This is a genomic window from Aureimonas sp. Leaf427 (assembly GCF_001425485.1).
Lineage (GTDB): Bacteria > Pseudomonadota > Alphaproteobacteria > Rhizobiales > Rhizobiaceae > Plantimonas.
In genome coordinates this window covers 39,508-57,208 of sequence record NZ_LMQW01000003.1, presented here as the reverse complement: position 1 = coordinate 57,208, position 17,701 = coordinate 39,508, and the positions used below count along the sequence as shown (strand labels likewise).

Annotated in this window: 18 protein-coding genes; 12 read left to right on the top strand and 6 right to left on the bottom strand. The window is 69.3% G+C overall.

The window, feature by feature from the left end:
- Nucleotides 1–51 precede the first annotated feature (51 nt).
- Nucleotides 52–327: a DUF6460 domain-containing protein gene (locus ASG62_RS04165; protein ID WP_056699958.1), complete on the top strand. Its 276-nt coding sequence runs from the start codon at nucleotides 52–54 to the stop codon at nucleotides 325–327.
- 7 nt (nucleotides 328–334) lie between these two features.
- Here ASG62_RS04165 and ASG62_RS04160 read toward each other — a convergent pair whose 3' ends face one another.
- Nucleotides 335–1,471, bottom strand: coding sequence for a YihY/virulence factor BrkB family protein (locus ASG62_RS04160; RefSeq protein ID WP_056699953.1), 1,137 nt, complete (start codon nucleotides 1,469–1,471; stop codon nucleotides 335–337).
- A gap of 107 nt (nucleotides 1,472–1,578) precedes the next feature.
- Nucleotides 1,579–2,481 carry a histone deacetylase gene (locus ASG62_RS04155; RefSeq protein WP_056699950.1) on the bottom strand — a complete coding sequence of 301 codons (903 nt, stop codon included), beginning with the start codon at nucleotides 2,479–2,481 and terminating at the stop codon, nucleotides 1,579–1,581.
- 110 nt (nucleotides 2,482–2,591) lie between these two features.
- Here ASG62_RS04155 and ASG62_RS04150 point away from each other — a divergent pair, with 110 nt between their 5' ends.
- Nucleotides 2,592–3,935, top strand: coding sequence for an MATE family efflux transporter (locus ASG62_RS04150; protein ID WP_056699947.1), 1,344 nt, complete (start codon nucleotides 2,592–2,594; stop codon nucleotides 3,933–3,935).
- A gap of 33 nt (nucleotides 3,936–3,968) precedes the next feature.
- On the opposite strand, the gene ASG62_RS04145 is transcribed toward ASG62_RS04150, so the two are convergent.
- Together ASG62_RS04145 and ASG62_RS04140 are read right to left on the bottom strand one after the other, a co-directional pair.
- The gene (locus ASG62_RS04145) at nucleotides 3,969–5,066 is read right to left on the bottom strand and encodes a quinone-dependent dihydroorotate dehydrogenase (RefSeq protein ID WP_056699945.1); all 1,098 of its coding nucleotides are present in this window, start codon (nucleotides 5,064–5,066) and stop codon (nucleotides 3,969–3,971) included.
- Nucleotides 5,063–5,413: a DUF952 domain-containing protein gene (locus ASG62_RS04140; protein WP_056699942.1), complete on the bottom strand. Its 351-nt coding sequence runs from the start codon at nucleotides 5,411–5,413 to the stop codon at nucleotides 5,063–5,065. Before ASG62_RS04140 ends, ASG62_RS04145 begins: the two co-directional genes overlap by 4 nt.
- 226 nt (nucleotides 5,414–5,639) lie before the next feature.
- On the opposite strand from ASG62_RS04140, the gene ASG62_RS04135 reads away from it, so the two are divergent.
- A complete protein-coding gene (locus ASG62_RS04135; protein ID WP_056699939.1) occupies nucleotides 5,640–6,059 on the top strand; it encodes a hypothetical protein in 420 nt (139 codons plus the stop codon).
- Between the two features lie 4 nt (nucleotides 6,060–6,063).
- On the opposite strand, the gene ASG62_RS04130 is transcribed toward ASG62_RS04135, so the two are convergent.
- Entirely contained in the window at nucleotides 6,064–7,077 is a 1,014-nt protein-coding gene (locus ASG62_RS04130; protein WP_056699936.1) for an alpha/beta hydrolase, read from the bottom strand.
- A 340-nt stretch (nucleotides 7,078–7,417) separates the two neighbouring features.
- Here ASG62_RS04130 and ASG62_RS04125 point away from each other — a divergent pair, with 340 nt between their 5' ends.
- The 6 genes from ASG62_RS04125 (at nucleotide 7,418) to ASG62_RS27120 (ending at nucleotide 11,056) form a co-directional block, all read left to right on the top strand.
- The gene (locus ASG62_RS04125; protein WP_056699933.1) at nucleotides 7,418–7,879 is read left to right on the top strand and encodes a secondary thiamine-phosphate synthase enzyme YjbQ; all 462 of its coding nucleotides are present in this window, start codon (nucleotides 7,418–7,420) and stop codon (nucleotides 7,877–7,879) included.
- 25 nt (nucleotides 7,880–7,904) lie between these two features.
- Nucleotides 7,905–8,558: a response regulator gene (locus tag ASG62_RS04120; RefSeq protein ID WP_056699931.1), complete on the top strand. Its 654-nt coding sequence runs from the start codon at nucleotides 7,905–7,907 to the stop codon at nucleotides 8,556–8,558.
- Nucleotides 8,559–8,771: 213 nt separating this feature from the next.
- Nucleotides 8,772–9,545 (top strand): septum site-determining protein MinC, encoded by a 774-nt coding sequence (gene minC / locus ASG62_RS04115; RefSeq protein ID WP_056699928.1) that lies wholly within the window; start codon nucleotides 8,772–8,774, stop codon nucleotides 9,543–9,545.
- Nucleotides 9,546–9,571: 26 nt separating this feature from the next.
- Nucleotides 9,572–10,384 carry a septum site-determining protein MinD gene (gene minD, locus ASG62_RS04110; RefSeq protein ID WP_056699925.1) on the top strand — a complete coding sequence of 271 codons (813 nt, stop codon included), beginning with the start codon at nucleotides 9,572–9,574 and terminating at the stop codon, nucleotides 10,382–10,384.
- A complete protein-coding gene (gene minE / locus ASG62_RS04105; protein WP_056699921.1) occupies nucleotides 10,381–10,695 on the top strand; it encodes a cell division topological specificity factor MinE in 315 nt (104 codons plus the stop codon). The genes minD and minE overlap by 4 nt, the downstream gene beginning before the upstream one ends.
- Nucleotides 10,696–10,903: 208 nt before the next feature.
- Entirely contained in the window at nucleotides 10,904–11,056 is a 153-nt protein-coding gene (locus ASG62_RS27120; RefSeq protein WP_164470486.1) for a hypothetical protein, read from the top strand.
- A gap of 93 nt (nucleotides 11,057–11,149) precedes the next feature.
- On the opposite strand, the gene ASG62_RS04100 is transcribed toward ASG62_RS27120, so the two are convergent.
- Nucleotides 11,150–14,623 (bottom strand): PAS domain-containing hybrid sensor histidine kinase/response regulator, encoded by a 3,474-nt coding sequence (locus tag ASG62_RS04100; RefSeq protein ID WP_056699918.1) that lies wholly within the window; start codon nucleotides 14,621–14,623, stop codon nucleotides 11,150–11,152.
- Nucleotides 14,624–14,756: 133 nt separating this feature from the next.
- On the opposite strand from ASG62_RS04100, the gene mscL reads away from it, so the two are divergent.
- From mscL to ASG62_RS04085, 3 genes are all read left to right on the top strand, one after another.
- Entirely contained in the window at nucleotides 14,757–15,227 is a 471-nt protein-coding gene (gene mscL, locus ASG62_RS04095; RefSeq protein ID WP_056699915.1) for a large conductance mechanosensitive channel protein MscL, read from the top strand.
- Between the two features lie 80 nt (nucleotides 15,228–15,307).
- Nucleotides 15,308–16,474 (top strand): pyridoxal phosphate-dependent aminotransferase, encoded by a 1,167-nt coding sequence (locus ASG62_RS04090; protein WP_056699912.1) that lies wholly within the window; start codon nucleotides 15,308–15,310, stop codon nucleotides 16,472–16,474.
- Nucleotides 16,475–16,481: 7 nt separating this feature from the next.
- The gene (locus ASG62_RS04085) at nucleotides 16,482–17,534 is read left to right on the top strand and encodes an AbrB family transcriptional regulator (RefSeq protein ID WP_056699910.1); all 1,053 of its coding nucleotides are present in this window, start codon (nucleotides 16,482–16,484) and stop codon (nucleotides 17,532–17,534) included.
- Nucleotides 17,535–17,701: the final 167 nt, after the last annotated feature.

Genomic DNA, 17,701 nt, shown 5'->3' with positions numbered 1-17,701 from the left:
GCCGAGATCGCCCACCTCCTGTCCGGCAAGGCAGAGCAGAGGAACGACCCCATGTCCGGCATCGAAAGCTTTCTCGGCGGATCGCCGCTCTCCGTCGCGATCCGCCTGATCATCCTGTCCGTCGTGGTCGGCGTGCTCCTCTCCTGGCTCGACTGGAGCCCGCGCGACGTCTACGACGCGGCGGAGGATTTCGTCCGCTGGGCTTGGGTCTCGGTCTTCGGCTCCTTCCGCCGGGCGACCGACTATTTCCTGCTCGGCGCCGCCATCGTGATCCCGATCTTCCTGATCTCCCGTTTTCTGAAGGTCGGGCGCAGCGGCAGCCGCTGAGACGACCTCACCAGCGCCCGCTGCGCTCCGCGCGGCGCTGGAGGAAGGTGAGGAGAAGGGCCGCGGGCACGGCGACGGCGAGCGAGCCGATGGCGGCGCCCTCGCGCCTGCCTTGCGCCCGGCCTCGCCGACGGGCGGCGCCATTGACGGTCTCGTCCCGCGCCGTCTCGTCGATGCCCGCGACGCTGTCGGCCATGATCGCGCCGCGCGATCCGAGCGGGCGCTCGGCGCCGGTCGTGGAGTCCGTGCTGATCTGGTGCTCCAGTTCCGAGTTCAGCTCGGCGCCGACGATGAGCAGCGTCGAGGTCAGCCAGATCCAGGTCATGAAGCCGATGAGGGCGCCGAGCGAGCCGTAGGTGGCGTTGTAGGAGCCGAAATTCGCCGCGTACCAGGAGAAGAGCGCGGAGACGACGATCGTCGCGACGAGCGCGAGAGCCGCGCCCGGCGTGATCCAGCGCCATTTGGCGGCCGACCGGTCGGGGCCCCAGCGGTAGAGCGCGGCGATGCCGAGCGACAAAACGAGGAGAAGCGCCGCGAAGCCCGCGATGCGGATCAGCCACTCCGTGCCTTCGGCAAGGCCGACGAAGGCGAGGGCGGCGGGCAGGACGACGATGACGCCGAGCATCAGCATCATGGTCACGATCGCGCCGAAGGTGAAGAGCAGCGACACCGCGTTCAGCTTGATGAAGGAGCGCTTCTCGACCTCGTCATAGGCGACGTTCATCGATTCGAAGAGCGACTTCACGCCGGCATTGGCGCTCCAGAGCGCGATGGCGAGCGAAATGGCGAGCGTGATGCCGAGCGTCGCCTGACCCTCCGAGGCGAGGCGCTTCAGCTGCTCGTCGAGGATCTGGAGCCCGCCCTCCGGAACGATTCCGCGAAGCTGGCCGACATGCTCGGCCACCGTGGCGGGATCGGCGACGAGGCCGTAGAGCGAGAGGAAGGCCGAAAGGCCTGGCACGAAGGCGAGCAGGAGATAATAGGTCACGCCCGCCGCGGTCAGCATGACGCGGTCGCCGTTGATCTCGCCATAGACGCGCCACAGCACGTCCTTCCATCCGGATGTCGGGATCTGCAGCGGACCGTGGGCCTCGCGGCCGCGCGTCGTGGATGCGGCGCTCGATTGGGACGGGGAAGATGGCATGGCGGGGCTCGTTTCACGTTTTCGCTACCGAGGTGAAATGAGCCGGGGCGTCTGCGGTTGCCCGGCTTTTGCCATCTTTCCCGACAGCCGCCGAAACAGTTGATCTTTCAGGCGAACTCGCTCGCCACCCGGTGGAGGATCGTGTGCCGGCGGGACAGGGCTTCGATGTCGCGCGAATAGCCGCCGCCGATGACGCAGGCGACGGGCACGTCGCGCTCGCGGAAGAAGCCGATCACCCTCCGGTCCCGCTCGGCCAGACCCTCTTCCGTGAGGGAGAGGCGGCCGAGCCGGTCGTCGACATGGGGATCGACGCCGGCATTGTAGAAGACGAGATCGGGCACGCCCTCGGCCAGCCCCGTTTCCAGCGCGAAGGGCAGGACGGCGTGATAGGCGGCGTCGCCCGTGCCGTCGGGGAGGGGAATGTCGAGGTCGGAGGGCGGCTTCACGTCGGGGTAGTTGCGGGCCGCGTGGATCGAGAGCGTGAAGACGGCGGGATCGTCGGCAAAGATCCTCGCGGTGCCGTCGCCCTGGTGGACGTCGCAGTCGAAGACGAGGATGCGGCCGACATGGCCCTCCGCGACCATGACGCGCGCGGCGACCGCGACGTCGTTGAAGACCGAGAAGCCCGCGCCGCTTGCCGCCGCCGCATGGTGACTGCCGCCGGCCGTGTTGCAGGCGAGCCCCTCGGCAAGCGCCAGACGCGCCGCGAGCACCGTGCCGCCCGTCGCGCAGCGCGAGCGCATGGAGACGCGTTCGTCCACCGGAAAGCCGATCGCCTTCTCGATCGCGGGCGAGACGCGCTCCTCCAGCACCGCATCCACATAGTCCGGCGCATGGGCGAGCCGCAGCCATTCGGGGTGGGCGGGCACGGGCAGGTGGAAGCCGTTCGGCCCGACCACGCCGTCCTCTTCGAGAATCGCGGCGATGCGCGAGAACTTCGACATGGGAAAGCGATGCCGCTGGTCGAACTGCGCATCGAAGGCGGGGTGATGGACGATCGCAAGGCTCATGGCGTGCTGGATATAGGCGATCCTGCTGCGTGGGCGAAGGATCGCGCTTGCATTCGCCGCGACGAGATGGCACGCCTGATCTGGCGGGGAACAAGAGGGGAACATCCGGGATGGGCAGCGGCGATCCGGCGCTTGCGCCACGGCCGTTCGAGGTGACGAATGGCGAGGTCCTGCGCATCGCCGTTCCGATGACGCTGGCCTTCCTCACGCAGCCGCTTCTCGGCATCACGGATACCGCCGTCATCGGGCGCCTCGGGAATGCCGAGCTTCTCGCCGGGCTCGTCGTCGGCGCGCTGATTTTCGATTTCGCCTTCCTGACCTTCAATTTCGTCCGCTCGGGAACGACCGGCCTCACCGCGCAGGCCTTCGGCGCCGAGGACGAGGCGGAGATGCAGGCGGTGTTCTGGCGGGCCGTCATCCTGGCGCTCGTCATCGGCGCGGCGCTCGTCGTGCTCCAGCCTTTCGTCACCGAACTCGGCCTTCTCGCGATCTCGCCGGAGCCGGGCGTTGCGGAGGCGACGCGGGTCTACGTCTTCTGGCGCATGCTGGCGGCGCCGATGTCGCTCATGAACTTCGCGGTTCTCGGCAGCGTGCTCGGGCGCGGGCAGGCGACGCTCGGCCTTCTCCTCCAGCTTCTGATCAACGGCGCGAACATCGTCTTCTCGATCCTCTTCGGGCTGGTGCTGGAGGGCGGGATCGCCGGCGTCGCGCTGGGCACGGCGACGGGCGAGGCGCTGGGCGCGCTGATCGGCTTTCTCGTCGTGACCCGGCGATTCTCGAAGGCGCGGCGGCCGGGCCTTTCGCGCATTCTCGACGCCGAGGCCTTCGGAGCGATGATCGCGGTGAACCGTGACATCATGATCCGCTCCTTCTGCCTCCTCGGCGGATACGCGCTCTTCACACGGCTCGGCGCGGGCCTCGGCGCGCTGACGCTGGCGGCGAACGGCGTTCTCCTGACGCTCTTCATGGTCGGCGGCTATTTCCTCGACGGGCTCGCGAACGCCTCCGAGCAACTGGTCGGCCGGGCCGTCGGTGCCGACTGGCGGCCTGCCTTCGACCGGGCGGTGAAGCTCACCACCCTCTGGGGTCTGGCGCTCAGCGGCGGCCTGGCGCTGCTCTTCCTCGCGACGGGCGAGGGGGTCGTCGCGCTTTTGACGACCGATGCCGCGATCCGCGCGGCCGCCGAGCCCTATCTCGGCTGGGCGGCGCTCTCCTGCTTTTCCGGCGCGCTCGCCTTCCTGATGGACGGCGTCTTCATCGGCGCGACCTGGTCGTCCACCATGCGCAACATGATGATCGTCTCGACGCTCCTCTATGCCGCGCTCGCCTATGCGCTCCTGCCGGTCTTCGGCAATCACGGCCTCTGGTTCGCGTTCCAGGTCTTCCTCTGCCTTCGCGGCTTCACGCTCCTGGCCGCCCTGCCGGCCCGAAGGCGCGCGACCTTCGGGGCCTGATCCGGCGGCCCTGGCCGGGACCGCTGGTAATACCTATTCGGGGCCGGCCGCCAGGATCTCGTCGGTCCGGCGGTCGCGCAGGTCGGCGATGGAGCCGACGCCTTCGAGGTCGAGGATTTCGCGCAGGCCGTTGAGAATGCGCACGGGCAGGCGCGGGCCGCCGTAGACGAGGCCGGTATAGAGCTGGACGAGGTCGGCGCCGGCCTCGATCTTGGCCATGGCGGTCTCGGCATTCTCGACGCCGCCGGCTCCGATGAGGGCCATGTCGGGTCCGAGCGCGCGGCGGAAGGCGGCGAGCGTCCAGGTCGCGCGGCGAAAGAGCGGGCGGCCGGAAAGCCCGCCGGCCTCGTTGCGGTTCTGTGCCGCGTCGGGAAGGCCGTTACGCGACAGCGTCGTGTTGGAGACGATCAGCCCGTCGATCCCGTGCGTCGCCGCCGCGCGCGCGATTTCCGCGATGTCGTCGCGGGCGAGGTCGGGCGCGACCTTCAGGAAGATCGGCTTCTTGGCCGTCGCGGACATGGCCGCGAACCCGTTGCGCGCGCCGACGACGGCGTGGAGCAGCCGGTCGAGATCCTCGCCGGTCTGCAGCTTGCGAAGGCCCGGCGTGTTCGGCGAGGAAATGTTGATCGTGATGTAGCTCGCGACCGGCTCGAAGAGCGAGACGCCGTCGACATAGTCCTTGATGCGGTCGGCCGAATCCTTGTTGGCGCCGACATTGACGCCGACGATGCCGGGCTTGCGGCTGCGCGCCTGGAGCCTTGCCAGCGCCGCGGCATGGCCTTCGTTGTTGAAGCCGAGCCGGTTGATGACGGCGCCCGATTCCGGCAGGCGGAAGACGCGCGGGCGCTCGTTGCCGACCTGGGGCAGGGGGGTGACGGTGCCGACTTCGGCGAAGCCGAAGCCGAGGCGAAGCGCGGCGTCCGGCACCTCCGCGTTCTTGTCGTATCCGGCGGCGAGGCCCAGCGGGTTCGGTAGCTGAAGGCCCGCCACGGTCACGCGCAGCCGATGATCGGTCGGCACGTCGACGCGCGGGAGCATTCCGCGCTTCAGCGCCTTGATGGAGAGCGTGTGGGCGTTCTCCGCATCCATCTGGAAGAGGATCGGACGGGCGATGCGGTAGAAGGGGATCATCGGATGCTGGCGGGAAAGAGGTGGAACCCGTTGGGGCCGATGCGCAGCTCTTCGGCGAAGAGGACGGCGCCGAGATCGAGCGGCCCGTAGAGATGGGGAAAGAGCTGGCCGCCGCGGGAGGGCTCCCATTTCAGCGCCGCGCCGAGCCTGTCCGGGTCGATGCCGACGAGGACGAGATCGGCCTGTCCCGCGAAATGCTTGGAGGCGGTCTCGCGCACCTGGGCGGCCGTCGAGAAATGGATGTAGCCGTCGGCGAGATCGACGGGCGCCCCCTCGAAGCGGCCCTTGTCTTCGGCCTCCCGCCAGAGCGCCCGCGGCGCGATCTTGTAGATGGGTGCGCTGGTCATCGACGGGTGCCCTCGTCATATGGTTCGCGGCCTGCCGCTTCGGTGCGCCGCGAAGAAAACGTATAATCGTCGTGCCGGCCGGTTCGGTTCCCGGCCCGCCCGGTCGAACCGTCCCGCGATCCGGGCGGCCGAGGCGGCGCGCCATTCTCGCCGGATTTGCGCTCTACGACTGCGAAGCCCCGAGCCGGTTCGGTCCGGCGGAGGCATAGCACTGGAGGGATGTTCGATGAAGCCGAGTGTTGCACGTCTTTGGCGGCCCGCCGCCCTTGTCGGCGCCTTAGTCCTCGCGGCCGCGCCGTCCCTCGCGCAGACGCCGCCCGCTGGCGAGCCCGCACCCGGCCGCTACCAGTTCCAGCCGGTCGAGGGCGGTCTGGCGCGGCTCGACACGGCGACGGGCGAGATCACCATCTGCCGGATCGATCCGGCCACCCTGGCCTGCGACATGGAACCTGCGGCCGCCGGCGCCGCGTCGCCGCGCGCGTCCTCCGCGACGGCCCCATCCGTCGAAGGACGGGCTGAGGCCGCTGAGGACGAGGAATTCGAGCGCGCGCTCGGCCGCATGAAGCGCGTGTTCCGCGCTTTCGGCGACATCGCCAAGGAGATCGAGGCCGAGCCGCCGCCCGCCGCCGCGCCCGACCGGACTTGAACGATCAAGCGTCCACTGTCGCGCCCGTCCGGGCGCCGCCGGCGACGGTCTCGGCATAGCGGTGGCGGATGAAGGTCTCGATCTCGGCCATGGAGCGCACGCCCGCGGCCGAGGGAAAGGCTTGGAAGACGTGGCAGCCGGCATTGTGCAGCGACAGTTCCATCCCGTTGCCGGCGGCGAGCCAGCGCTGCGCCATGAAGAGCGTGTCGTCGATCAGGAGATCGCAGGTGCCGACCGTGAAGAGCGCGGGCGGCAGGCCCTTGAGACCGGCATAGAGCGGCGAGACGGCGGCGGAGCGGGGGTCCTCGCCGTTCTTCAGGAAGCGCTGGACGAACTGGCCGATATCCTCCGTGTTCAGCACCAGCCGCTCCTCGCCCCAGGATCGGACGCTCGGCGTCATCGACAGATCGTAGCAGCCGGCATTGAGGTTGGCGGCGCCGAAGGGCGCCAGCCCGTGGCGGTCGCGAAGCCGGATCAGCGTCAGGACCGAGAGATGCGCGCCGGCGGATTCGCCGCCGATGGCGAGGAAGCCGGTGGGAAGGCCGGGAATCAGCCCCGAAGCGAGGGCGAGCGCGACCTCCTCGCAATCGTCGGGCCCTGCCGGAAACGGATGTTCGGGCGCCAGCCGGTAATCGACGGAGGCGACGACGAGCCCGGTCTGCTGGGCGAGGCGGCGCAGGAACGGATCGAACTCGGCGGCCGCGCCGAAGACCCAGCCCCCGCCGTGGAAGTGGAGATAGGTGCCGCGCGGCTCCGTGCCCGCCGGGCGGAAGATGCGCAAGGGGATGGCATGGCCGCTTCGGCTCGTGAAGGAACCGGTCTCGGCGTCCGGGTCGGGCGCCACGGCGGGAAAGGTGCCGCGCCCGTCGCGCCGCGCCTGCCGCACGGTCTCGATCGGCAGCGTCCAGGGGCTGGGCTTGGCCTTCTGCATCGCGATGATGTCGGCATTGGTCGCGATCAGTTCGGGCTCGGCGCGCGAAAGGTCGAAGACGGCGGGGTCGATCGTCAGTCGTCGCATGGCCAAACTCTCCTTCGCGGGCGTTGAAAGGGCATGACGGACCGTCGCACGGAGATCGCGGCCGGCCGGCGCCTCGGTGGCGGCGGCCCCGGTCCGTGTCCCGACGGTCTGTCATGCCCTCCTGTTCCGTCACGCTGATTCGATGCCCGGCGAATCAAGCACGCGACAATGCGCCGTGATTAAGGAGAGACAGGCAAGTGTGCTTGCCCGTCCTTGCGGACGGTAGACGCCATTGCGGGCAGCGGGCGCGGCGTGAGAGAAACCATAAGGGCTCCGCCACGTTCGGCGGAGATCCGGGTCGGCGCTTCTTCTGCGCGGACCGGCAAGGCCGCGAGGGTTGATGCAGTTCATCGAGACATTGGCGATCCGCACCAGGGGGCGGTCGATGCTGGACATTTCGGGAGCCGTCGCCGAGCGCCTGAAGACGTTCGAGGCGGCCGACGGATTGCTCACCGCCTTCATCCGCCACACGTCCGCATCCCTCGTCATCCAGGAAAACTCCGATCCCGACGTGCAGGCCGATCTTCTCGACGCGCTGGATCGGCTCGCGCCGGCCGGTCCCATCTATCGCCATTCGATCGAGGGGGCCGACGACATGCCCGCCCATATCAAGGCGGCCGTCACCTCGACCAGCATCGCCATACCCGTCCTGCGCGGCCAGCTGATGCTCGGCACCTGGCAGGGGCTCTACGTGGTGGAGCACCGCGCCCGGCCGCACACGCGCGAGGTCGTTCTCCACTATTCCGGCACACGCACGGGGGCGGCCGGCGCCAGCGTGGCGCCCGCGCCCGCCCGCCGCTGAGCCCGGGACCCGAAAGGCCGTCGCCATGAACCGCACCTTCATCATCGCCGACGACCATCCGCTCTTTCGCGGCGCGCTCCGCGAGATTCTCTCGGCGCTTCCAGGCGAGCACCAGATCGTCGAGGCCAAGGATTTCGACGAGGCGGCGCTGGCCCTGCAGCGCCACCCGGAGGCCGACCTCCTGCTGCTCGACCTCGCCATGCCCGGCTCGGACGGCCTCTCCGGCCTCGCCCTGATGCGGGCGGAGCATGCGGGCGTGCCGGTGGCGGTGGTCTCGGGCAGCGAGGACAACCGGCTGATCCGCCACGCGCTCGATCTCGGCGCCTCCGGCTTCATTCCGAAAAGCTCCGGCTTCGACGAGATTCGCGAGGCGATCAGCCGCATTCTCGACGGCGACGTCTACCTGCCGCCGCAGGTCTCGCTGGAGGGCGAGGGCGACCCGGAAGTGGCCGAGATGATCGGTCGCATGCGCACGCTGACGCCGCAGCAGACGCGCGTCCTCACCATGCTCGGCAAGGGGCTTTTGAACAAGCAGATCGCCTACGAGCTCGGCATTTCGGAAGCGACGATCAAGGCCCATGTCTCCGCCGTCCTCGGCAAGCTCGGCGTCGATTCGCGCACCCAGGCGGTGATCCGGCTGGCGCGGCTGAACACCGGCCGCGACGGCGCTCCCGGCTGATCCGAGGCCCGCGGGCAGGCCGGTTTCGGCCGCATTTTGGGTGCATCCGACGTTGCCGGCTTCCCTTGCGGAGGTCGCCCGTCGGGCGGCGCGGTGCCGCTCCCGATCGCCTCCCGCCGCCCTCGACGTAGGTTTCGCGCCAGCCTGGAGGCCCATTTTAACGTCTTAGTAACGACGGGGCGCTTCGGTCCCGGCAACCCGGAATTGGCCCCGATGACCGCCGCTCGGCAACCCGTGAAACCCGTCCGCCTGCGCGGACGCTCCTTCCTCGCGCTCGTTCTTTCGCCGGAACTGCCCTTTTCCGATTGGCTGGCGAGCCTCGACGATCTGGCGGCAAGGTCCACCGGCTTCTTCCTCGGCCGGCCGATCGTGCTCGACGTCGACGGGCTGAACAATGACGGGCTCGGCTTCACCGCGCAGGAACTGTCCGATCTCGTCGCCGCGCTCGCCTCGCGCGGCGTGCGCATCATGGGCATCGAGGGCGCCGCGCCCTCGCAGCTCGGCCCCGGCATGCCGCCCGCCATGCGCGGCGGCCGCGAGGCCGGCGAGATTCAGCCGGAAGCCGCCCCGGTCGCCGCCGCGCCCGGTCAGGCGCCCGCGCCGTCCGCCGCCCCCGCCGCGGCGGCTCCTCTTCCGGCCCTCGTGCAGGCCGCACAGAAGTCCTCGCTCGTCATCGACGCGCCGGTCCGGTCGGGCCAGTCGATCATCTTCCCCGAGGGCGACGTCACCATTCTCGGCTCCATCGCTTCGGGCGCCGAGGTCATCGCCGGCGGGTCCATCCATGTCTACGGCTCGCTGCGCGGCCGGGCGCTGGCGGGCTCGGCGGGGCAGACGGATGCGCGCATCTTCTGCCGCAAGCTCGAAGCCGAACTCATCGCCATCGACGGTCTCTACAAGACCGCCGAGGACATCGAGCCGAAACTACATGGCCAATCCGTTCAGATCTGGCTGGACGGGGACAGGCTGAAGACCGTGGCTCTCGCCTGACCCGTAACGAACAAAGGATATCATCTATGACAGTCTTGGTGGTCACATCGGGCAAGGGCGGCGTCGGCAAGACGACGACGACGGCAGCACTCGGCGCGGCTCTGGCGCTCGGCGGACAGACGGTCTGCGTCGTCGATTTCGACGTCGGCCTGCGCAATCTCGATCTCGTGATGGGCGCCGAGCGGCGCGTCGTCTACGATCTCATCAACGTCGTCCAGGGCGACGCGAACCTCTCGCAGGCGCTGATCCGCGACAAGCGCATCGACACCTTGTCGCTGCTGCCGGCCTCCCAGACCCGCGACAAGGACAACCTCACCGTCGAGGGCGTCGATCGCGTCATGGCCGAGCTGCGCGAGCGCTTCGACTGGGTGATCTGCGACAGCCCCGCCGGCATCGAGCGCGGCGCCACGCTCGCCATGCGCCATGCCGACGTCGCCGTGGTCGTGACCAATCCGGAAGTCTCCTCGGTGCGCGACAGCGATCGCATCATCGGCATTCTCGACGCCAAGACGCTGCGCGCCGAACGCGGCGAGCGCATGGAGAAGTATCTCCTTCTCACCCGCTACGACGCGGCCCGCGCCGAGCGCGGCGACATGCTGAAGGTCGACGACGTGCTCGACATCCTGTCGATCCCGCTTCTCGGCATCATCCCGGAGAGCTCGGACGTGCTGCGCGCCTCCAACACCGGGTCGCCCGTGACGCTGGGCGAGCCGACCAGCGCGCCCGCCAGAGCCTATACCGACGCCGCGCGCCGGCTGAACGGCGCCGAGATCGCGATGACCATCCCGGACGACCGCAAGGGCCTCTTCGGCCGCCTGTTCGGACGGAGGGCGGCATGACGATCTTCTCTTCTTTCTTCTCCAAGCGCTCGACCACCGCGCCCGCCGCGCGCGAACGCCTCCAGGTTCTGCTGGCGCACGAGCGGGCGAGCATCGGCCAGTCCGATCTCGTCGCCGTGCTGCGCGAGGAGATCCTCGCCGTCATCGCCAAGCATGTCGCGATCGACCGCGATCAGGTGAAGGTCAAGATGCAGAAGGGCGACGCCGTCTCGACCCTCGAGGTCGACATCGAGCTTCCCGTTCTGGCCAGCCGGGCGAGCGTCGCGGACGCGCCGGACCGCACGAAGTTCGCACAGATCCGCCGGGCCTGATTTCCGGACTTCGGCGGTCCAAGGCGCCGACCGCTGCCCTCAAAGGGGCGGACGGCGCCTCTATCGTACCAGTGGCTTCGATCCCCGACCTGTCGGGATCGGCCGCCGCGCCTCTCGGCGCGGGATGACGGCGGTTTCGATCGGGGCCGCCGGCACGACTGGACCTCAGCCCCCGCGGACGGGGCCGTGAAACGAAGAGGAACGGAACATGACGAGAGCCGAACTTCTGAAGCGACTGAGCGATGTCGAGCACGCGCCGCAGCTCAAGGGCCGCGACGTGAAGACCATTACCGCCATGCTCGGCATGGATGCCCTTCGCAAGCATGTCGAGGTCTGCGAGGCGGCCGCCGGCCGCCGCTGACGGGCCGCTCCGGCCGAGGCCGGACCGCTTCGACGCCCCATCATCCGATGAACGCCCGATCGGCAACGGTCGGGCGTTTTCGTGTCCGGCGTTTTACTCCGCCGCCACGCGCCGCCCGCGCCCCTGCGCCATGGCCGCGCGTAAGGAAGCGGGCTTCACCGGCTTGGTGAGGAGATCGATGCCGGCCTGAGCGGCTGTCTCGCGCAGAGAAGCCGAGCGGTCGGCTGTGATGAGAATGGCGGGAAGGGCGGGGTCGATCGCCCGTCGCAGCTCCGCCACGACGTCGAGCCCGTTGGCCTCGCCGAGGTGATAGTCGACGAGGACGATGTCGAGCGAGGTCGAAGAGGCCCGTTCCAGGGCCTCGGCCGGCGTCGCCGCGAGCGCGACGCGGCAGTTCCAGCCGGTCAGAAGCACCTCCATGCCGGAGCGGATCGTCGCCTCGTTGTCGACGACGAGGACGCGCATGCCGTCGAGCTTCAGCGCCCGATGGACGCGCGCGGCAAGCGGGCGGGGCGGGGCGAGAAGCTTGGAGCCGACCTTCGGCAAGGTCACGCGGAAGCGCGTGCCGCGCCCGTGTTCGGAGGTGACGGAGACCGGGTGATCCAGAACGCGCGCGATGCGGTCGACGATGGAGAGGCCGAGGCCGAGTCCTTCGGCCGTGCGCGTGCCCTCGTCGAGCCGGATGAACTCCTGGAAGATCCGCTCCAGCTGGTCGCCGGGAATGCCGATCCCGCTGTCGACGACGGAAATGTCCACCGTCTTCGCCATGCGGCAGTGCCGGATGCCGACGACGACCTTGCCCTCGCGCGTGTACTTCACCGCGTTGGAGACCAGATTTTGGACGAGACGGCGCAGGAGATTGCGGTCCGAATGAACCGTGACCGTCGTCGGCACGAAGGTCAGGCGCACGCCCTTCTCGGCCGCGAGCGGCGCGAGATCGGTCTGGATCATGGCGAGCAGCGGCTGCAGCTCCACGTCCTCCAGGCGGGAGGGCATGGCGCCGGCATCGAGCCGCGAGATGTCGAGGATCGCGCCGAGGATGGCTTCGACGGATTCGATCGAGGAATTGATGTTGGCGGCGAGCGAGGTGCCGGGCAGGGTGGCATGCTTCTCCTGCAGGGCGGCGGCGTAGAGGCGCGCGGCGTTCAGCGGCTGGAGAATGTCGTGGCCGGCGGCGGCGAGAAAGCGCGTCTTGCCGAGATTGGCGGCATCGGCGATGCGCCGGGCCTCGCCGAGCGCCTCGTTCGCCTCCACGAGTTCTGCCGTGCGCTGGCGCACGCGCTCCTCCAGCGATTCGTTCATGTCGCGAAGGGCAGCGGCGCGGCGAACGCGCTCGGTCATGTCGGAGACGGTGGCGACGAGGCCGCCGCCGGGCATCGGATTGGTGCGGATCTCGATGACGCGGTTGGAGCGCTTCAGGGACATCTGGTGCCGGGCGGGGCTTTCCGTCAGGAACTCGAAGCTGCGCTGCAGCTCCGCCGCGTCGATCTCGTCCTGGGCCCGCAGCTCGTCGAGGATCGCGGTCAGCGGCGTTCCGACCTGGCCGAACTGCTGCGGCAGATCGAGGAGCTCGCGCAGCTGGCGGTTCCAGACGGTCAGGCGGAAGTCGCCGTCGAAGACCGCAAGGCCCTGGTCGACCTGATCGAGCGCGATGCGCAGGATGTCGCGATTGTACTGCAGGGCCTCGGAGGCGTCGTCGAGAAGGCGGATCGCCGAGCGGGTGCTGCCTTTGTGGCGCTGGAGAAGCAGCGACAGGACGAGGCGCGAGGAGGCCGAGCCGATGGCCGAGCCGAGAAGCTGCTCGGAAAAGCCGATGACGCGCCCGTCCGCCTCCAGCGTGTCGGGAAGGGCGCGCCGGTCCTCCGTCTCCAGCGTGCGGAAGGAGCGCTCGGTGCGTTCGGGGCCGAGATAGCGCGCGATCGTGGATTTCAGCTCGCCCACCGTCACCTCCGCCCGCGGCCGGCGGAAGGCTGCGCCGGCGCCGTCCGGCCGCACGAAGATCGAGGCCTGGATGCGCTCGCGCGGCGTCGCCCGCCGGGTCAGCGAGCCGATGACGAGGGCGGCCGAATTGGCGGAGAGGCTGACGAAGACACCGTGCATGAGCTGGTCGAGATCGAGCCCGAACATGGCCTCCGGCCGCAGCCACGAGAGGCCGAAGAGCCCGGAGCCGACGATCGCAGCTTCCGGCGAAACGGCGGGCAGGAGCAGCGTATAGGCCCAGGCTGCGATGCCGATGAGAAGGCCCGCCTTGGCGCCCCGCGCATTCGCCCGTTTCCAGAGAAGGCCGAGGAAGACGGCGGGCGCGAACTGCGCGATGGCAGCGAAGGAGAGGAGGCCGATCGCGGCCAGCGCCGAGCTGCCGCCCGCGACGCGATAGTAGAGATAGCCGAGAAGGACGATGGCGAGGATCGCCGAGCGCCGGATCTTCAGGATCAGCCGCGTCGCGTCCGCATCGGAGGCCGGCGCGTCGCGCTTGAGGATCAGCGGCAGGACGAGGTCGTTGGAGACCATGATGGAAAGCGCGACGCAGGCGACGATGACCATGGCGGTGGCCGCGGAGAGACCGCCGATGAAGGCGACGAGGGAGAGGACGTCGTGGCCCTCGGCGAGGGGCAGCGCCAGGACGTAGAAGTCGGCCTCCGCCGTATCGCCGAGGCGCAGGAGACCGGCGGCTGCGACGGGCAGGACGAAGATGTTGATCGCGACGAGGTAGAGCGGGAAGAGCCAGCGGGCCCGCCTCAGCTCCTCGCGCGTCCGGTTCTCGACCACCGTCATGTGGAACTGGCGGGGCAGGAAGACGATGGCGCAGGCGCTGAGGATCATCGAGGCGACGAAGCGCCCGTCGAGCCCGCCCGCGAAGGCCTCCGCGATCCTCGGGCTCGCGAGCGCCTCGCGCAGGAGGTCGTCCGGCTCGAAGAGGCCGAACGTCACCCAGAGCCCGACGGCGAGGAAGGCGGCGAGCTTGACGATCGATTCCAGGGCGACGGCGAGCACCAGCCCGTCCTGATGCTCGGTCGCGTCGGCGTGGCGCGTTCCGAAGAGGATGGCGAAGATGCCGAGCGCCAGCGCGATGTAGAAGGCGGCGTCGCCGAAGACGGGGGGATCGCTCGGGGCGCCCGGCCCGTAATGTTCGACGACGGTCGCGACGCCGATCGAGATCGCTTTGAGCTGAAGCGCGATGTAGGGCACGGCGCCGATCAGGGCGATCAGCGCCGCGATGGCCGCGACGGAGGTGCTCTTGCCGTAGCGCGAGCCGATGAAGTCGGCGATCGTGGTGATCTTCTCGGCCTTGGCGAGCGTGATGATGCGATCGAGGACGGGCGTCGCGAAGACGAAGACGAGGATCGGGCCGCAATAGATGGCGAAGAAGGCGAGCCCGTCCCGCGCGGCGACGCCGACCGAGCCGAAGAAGGTCCAGGAGGTGCAGTAGACGGCAAGGCTGAGCGCATAGACGCCCGGCCGCCCGCCGGCGCTGCGGGCCCGGCTCCTCCGGTCGCCGAAATGGGCGACGACGAAGAGGAAGAGGAGATAGGCGATCGCGACGACCGCGATGATCCAGCTCTGCACGATCCGCCCCCGCCCCTGCCTTCAACCCCAGCAGGCATCGCCTGTGAATGGTTCGCTTCTCGTATAGTCGAACATGCCCGGCAATGTTACCAAATGGACAGGCGCCGATCGGGCGCGACCTGGAGGGATCGGCATGTTGAAAGAATTCAAGGAATTCGCCCTCAAGGGCAATATGGTGGATCTGGCCATCGGCATCATCATCGGCGCCGCCTTCTCCGGCCTCGTCCAGTCGCTGGTCGCCGATATCATCATGCCGATCGTCGGTCTGCTCACCGGCGGCGTCGATTTCACCAACAAGTTCCTCGGTCTGACCGCCGGCGTCAATTCGGCGAGCCTTGCCGTCGCCCGCGAGCAGGGCGCCGTGCTGGCCTACGGCAACTTCCTGACCCTCCTCATCAATTTCGCGATCGTCGCCTTCGTCCTCTTCATGATCGTCAAGGGCATGAACCGTCTGAAGCGCAAGGAGGAGGCAAAGCCGGTCGAGGCGGCCGACATTCCGGCCGAGCAGAAGCTTCTGGAGGAGATCCGCGACCTTCTCGCCGGCGCCCAGGCGGAGAGCCGCCGCGAGCCCGCGCGCTTCGGCAGCTTCACCGACCCGAGCTGAGGCGGGTTGACGGGCGGGCGCGGAGGAGCGATGCGGGGGCCATCGAAGACCCCGTCATTCTCCCCCGAAGGCCGGCCTCCATGACCCATCTCGATCGCCTGCGCCGCGAAGCCCTCGCTGCGCCGGAAAGCGGCATCGTCGCCATCATGAACTACGCGCGCGGGCGCGAGGGCCTGATCCCGCTCTGGACGGGCGAGGGCGATCTGCCGACGCCGGCCTTCATCTCCGACGCCGCCACGAAGGGCCTTGCCGCCGGCGAGACCTTCTACACGTGGCAGCGCGGCATTCCCGAGCTTCGCCAGGCCATCGCGCGCTATGCCGGGCGCCTCTACGGCATCCCCGAGGTGCCGGAGCGCTTCTTCGTCACGCAGTCCGGCATGCAGGCGATCCAGATCGCCATCACGGCCATCGCGGGCCCCGGCGACGAGATCGCCTTCATCGGCCCGGTCTGGCCGAACTTCGAGGCCGCGCTGGCGCTGGCCGGCGGGGTGCCGCGCGAGGTCTCGCTCGACTGGGGCGAGGACGGCTGGCAGCTCGACATCGACAAGCTGAAGGCGGCGATCGGCCCGAAGACCAAGGCGCTCTTCGTCAACACGCCGTCCAATCCGACCGGCTGGACGGCGGATCACGACATGCTCCGCGCGATCCTCGGCCTGGCGCGCGAGGCCGGCCTCGTCGTCATCGCGGACGAGATCTACAGCCGCTTCCACTACGAGGGCGGCCGGGCGCCGTCGTTCCACGACGTGATGGAGCCGGACGAGGCCATCCTCTTCGTCAATTCCTTCTCCAAGAACTGGGCGATGACGGGCTGGCGCATCGGCTGGATCGAGGCGCCCGCCGAGCTCGGCGACGTCATCGAGAACCTCATCCAGTATTCCAGCTCGGGCGTCGCGGCCTTCATGCAGCGCGGCGCCATCGCGGCCTTGGACGAAGGGGAACCGTTCGTGACGAGCCAGATCGAGCGCGCCCATGTCGCGCGCGATATCTGGACGGAGACGCTGAAGGCCACCAACCGCGTGCGCATCGCGGCGCCGAAGGGGGCCTTCTACTCGTTCTTCGCGATCGACGGGCTGGAGGACACGCGCGCGGCCGCGTTCCGCATCGTCGACGACACGGGCGTCGGCCTCGCGCCGGGCATCGCCTTCGGCCCGGCTGGCAGTCCTTTCCTGCGCGCCTGCTTCCATCGCCGGATCGACGAGATCGAGACGGCGGCCGAGCGGCTGGCTTCCTGGATCGGCCGGCTTTGAGAGCATCATGACGCGGCGCTCCCTCGCGGCTCTCGCGGCGACGCTTCTCATCGCCGCATCGGGCGGCATGCTCGCCTGGCTGGTCGCGTTGCCCGTCGCCTGGCTTCTCGGCTCGGCCGCCGCCGTTTCCGTCGCGAGCCTTTCCGGCCTGCGCACGCATATTCCCCAGACGCTGCGCGACGCGACCTTCTTCGTGCTGGGCGTCCAGGCCGGCGCCGGGGTCACGCCCGACGTGCTCGGGCAGATCGCGCTCTGGCCGGTCTCCTTCGCGATCCAGATGGCGGGCGTTCTCCTCGTGATCCTGGCGACCTACGCTTTCCTGCGCGGGGTCTTCGGCTGGAATTCGGAGACGGCGCTCTTTGCCTCCGTGCCCGGCGCCATGTCCTTCGTGCTCGCGGCGGCCTCGGACACGAAGGCGGACATGACCCGCGTCACGGTCGTGCAGAGCCTTCGCCTGCTGCTTCTTCTCGGCGCGCTCGTGCCGGTGCTCGCCTGGCTGGAGGGCGGCGACGGGATCGTGCCGGTCGCACGCGGCGTCGCGGGCACGCCGGTCCAGTATCTCGTCCTGTTTCTGCTCTGCGCCGGCGGGGCCATGCTCGGCCATGTCTCGCGCCTGCCGGGCGGGCTGCTTCTCGGCGCGCTCATCGTCAGCGCCGTGCTGCACGCAACGGGAGCGGCGCCCGTCGCGGTGCCGCTCTGGCTCTCGGTGCCGGCGCTCGTGGTCCTCGGCGCCACGATCGGCAGCCGGCTGAAATCGGAAAACCGGCGGGCGATGCTCCAGCTTCTGCCGGCTTCGCTCGGGGCCTTCGCCATCGGCCTCGGCATTTCCACGGCTGCCGCCGTCCTCGGCGTCGCGACGCTCGGCATCGATTTCGGCAAGGTCGCGCTCGCCTATGCGCCGGGCGCGCTGGAGGCGCTGACGGTGCTCGCCTACCAGTTCGACCAGGACCCCGCCTATGTCGCGGCCCATCACGTCGTGCGCTTCATCTTCCTGGCGCTGCTCGTGCCGGTGGTCGCCAAGAGGCTGATGCGGGGAGGGGGCGGCGGGGCGGAGGGGTGAAGGGGTCGATCTGCTCGAGGGCGGGGCCTGTCGAGCAGTGTCGATCTCAGGCGTTTTGAAATGGTTGCGCCCTACGGCGCCCCCCTCTGCCTGCCGGCATCTCCCCCTCAAGGGGGGAGATCAGTCCAGTCGATCAACCGTCGAAGCCTCCGATCTCCCCCCTTGAG

Coding starts and splice junctions, on each gene's coding strand:
- ASG62_RS04165 (WP_056699958.1), top strand. CDS start 52: ATGTCCGGCATCGAAAGCTTTCTCGGCGGATCGCCGCTCTCCGTCGCG.
- ASG62_RS04160 (WP_056699953.1), bottom strand. CDS start 1,471: ATGCCATCTTCCCCGTCCCAATCGAGCGCCGCATCCACGACGCGCGGC.
- ASG62_RS04155 (WP_056699950.1), bottom strand. CDS start 2,481: ATGAGCCTTGCGATCGTCCATCACCCCGCCTTCGATGCGCAGTTCGAC.
- ASG62_RS04150 (WP_056699947.1), top strand. CDS start 2,592: ATGGGCAGCGGCGATCCGGCGCTTGCGCCACGGCCGTTCGAGGTGACG.
- ASG62_RS04145 (WP_056699945.1), bottom strand. CDS start 5,066: ATGATCCCCTTCTACCGCATCGCCCGTCCGATCCTCTTCCAGATGGAT.
- ASG62_RS04140 (WP_056699942.1), bottom strand. CDS start 5,413: ATGACCAGCGCACCCATCTACAAGATCGCGCCGCGGGCGCTCTGGCGG.
- ASG62_RS04135 (WP_056699939.1), top strand. CDS start 5,640: ATGAAGCCGAGTGTTGCACGTCTTTGGCGGCCCGCCGCCCTTGTCGGC.
- ASG62_RS04130 (WP_056699936.1), bottom strand. CDS start 7,077: ATGCGACGACTGACGATCGACCCCGCCGTCTTCGACCTTTCGCGCGCC.
- ASG62_RS04125 (WP_056699933.1), top strand. CDS start 7,418: ATGCAGTTCATCGAGACATTGGCGATCCGCACCAGGGGGCGGTCGATG.
- ASG62_RS04120 (WP_056699931.1), top strand. CDS start 7,905: ATGAACCGCACCTTCATCATCGCCGACGACCATCCGCTCTTTCGCGGC.
- minC (WP_056699928.1), top strand. CDS start 8,772: ATGACCGCCGCTCGGCAACCCGTGAAACCCGTCCGCCTGCGCGGACGC.
- minD (WP_056699925.1), top strand. CDS start 9,572: ATGACAGTCTTGGTGGTCACATCGGGCAAGGGCGGCGTCGGCAAGACG.
- minE (WP_056699921.1), top strand. CDS start 10,381: ATGACGATCTTCTCTTCTTTCTTCTCCAAGCGCTCGACCACCGCGCCC.
- ASG62_RS27120 (WP_164470486.1), top strand. CDS start 10,904: ATGACGAGAGCCGAACTTCTGAAGCGACTGAGCGATGTCGAGCACGCG.
- mscL (WP_056699915.1), top strand. CDS start 14,757: ATGTTGAAAGAATTCAAGGAATTCGCCCTCAAGGGCAATATGGTGGAT.
- ASG62_RS04090 (WP_056699912.1), top strand. CDS start 15,308: ATGACCCATCTCGATCGCCTGCGCCGCGAAGCCCTCGCTGCGCCGGAA.
- ASG62_RS04085 (WP_056699910.1), top strand. CDS start 16,482: ATGACGCGGCGCTCCCTCGCGGCTCTCGCGGCGACGCTTCTCATCGCC.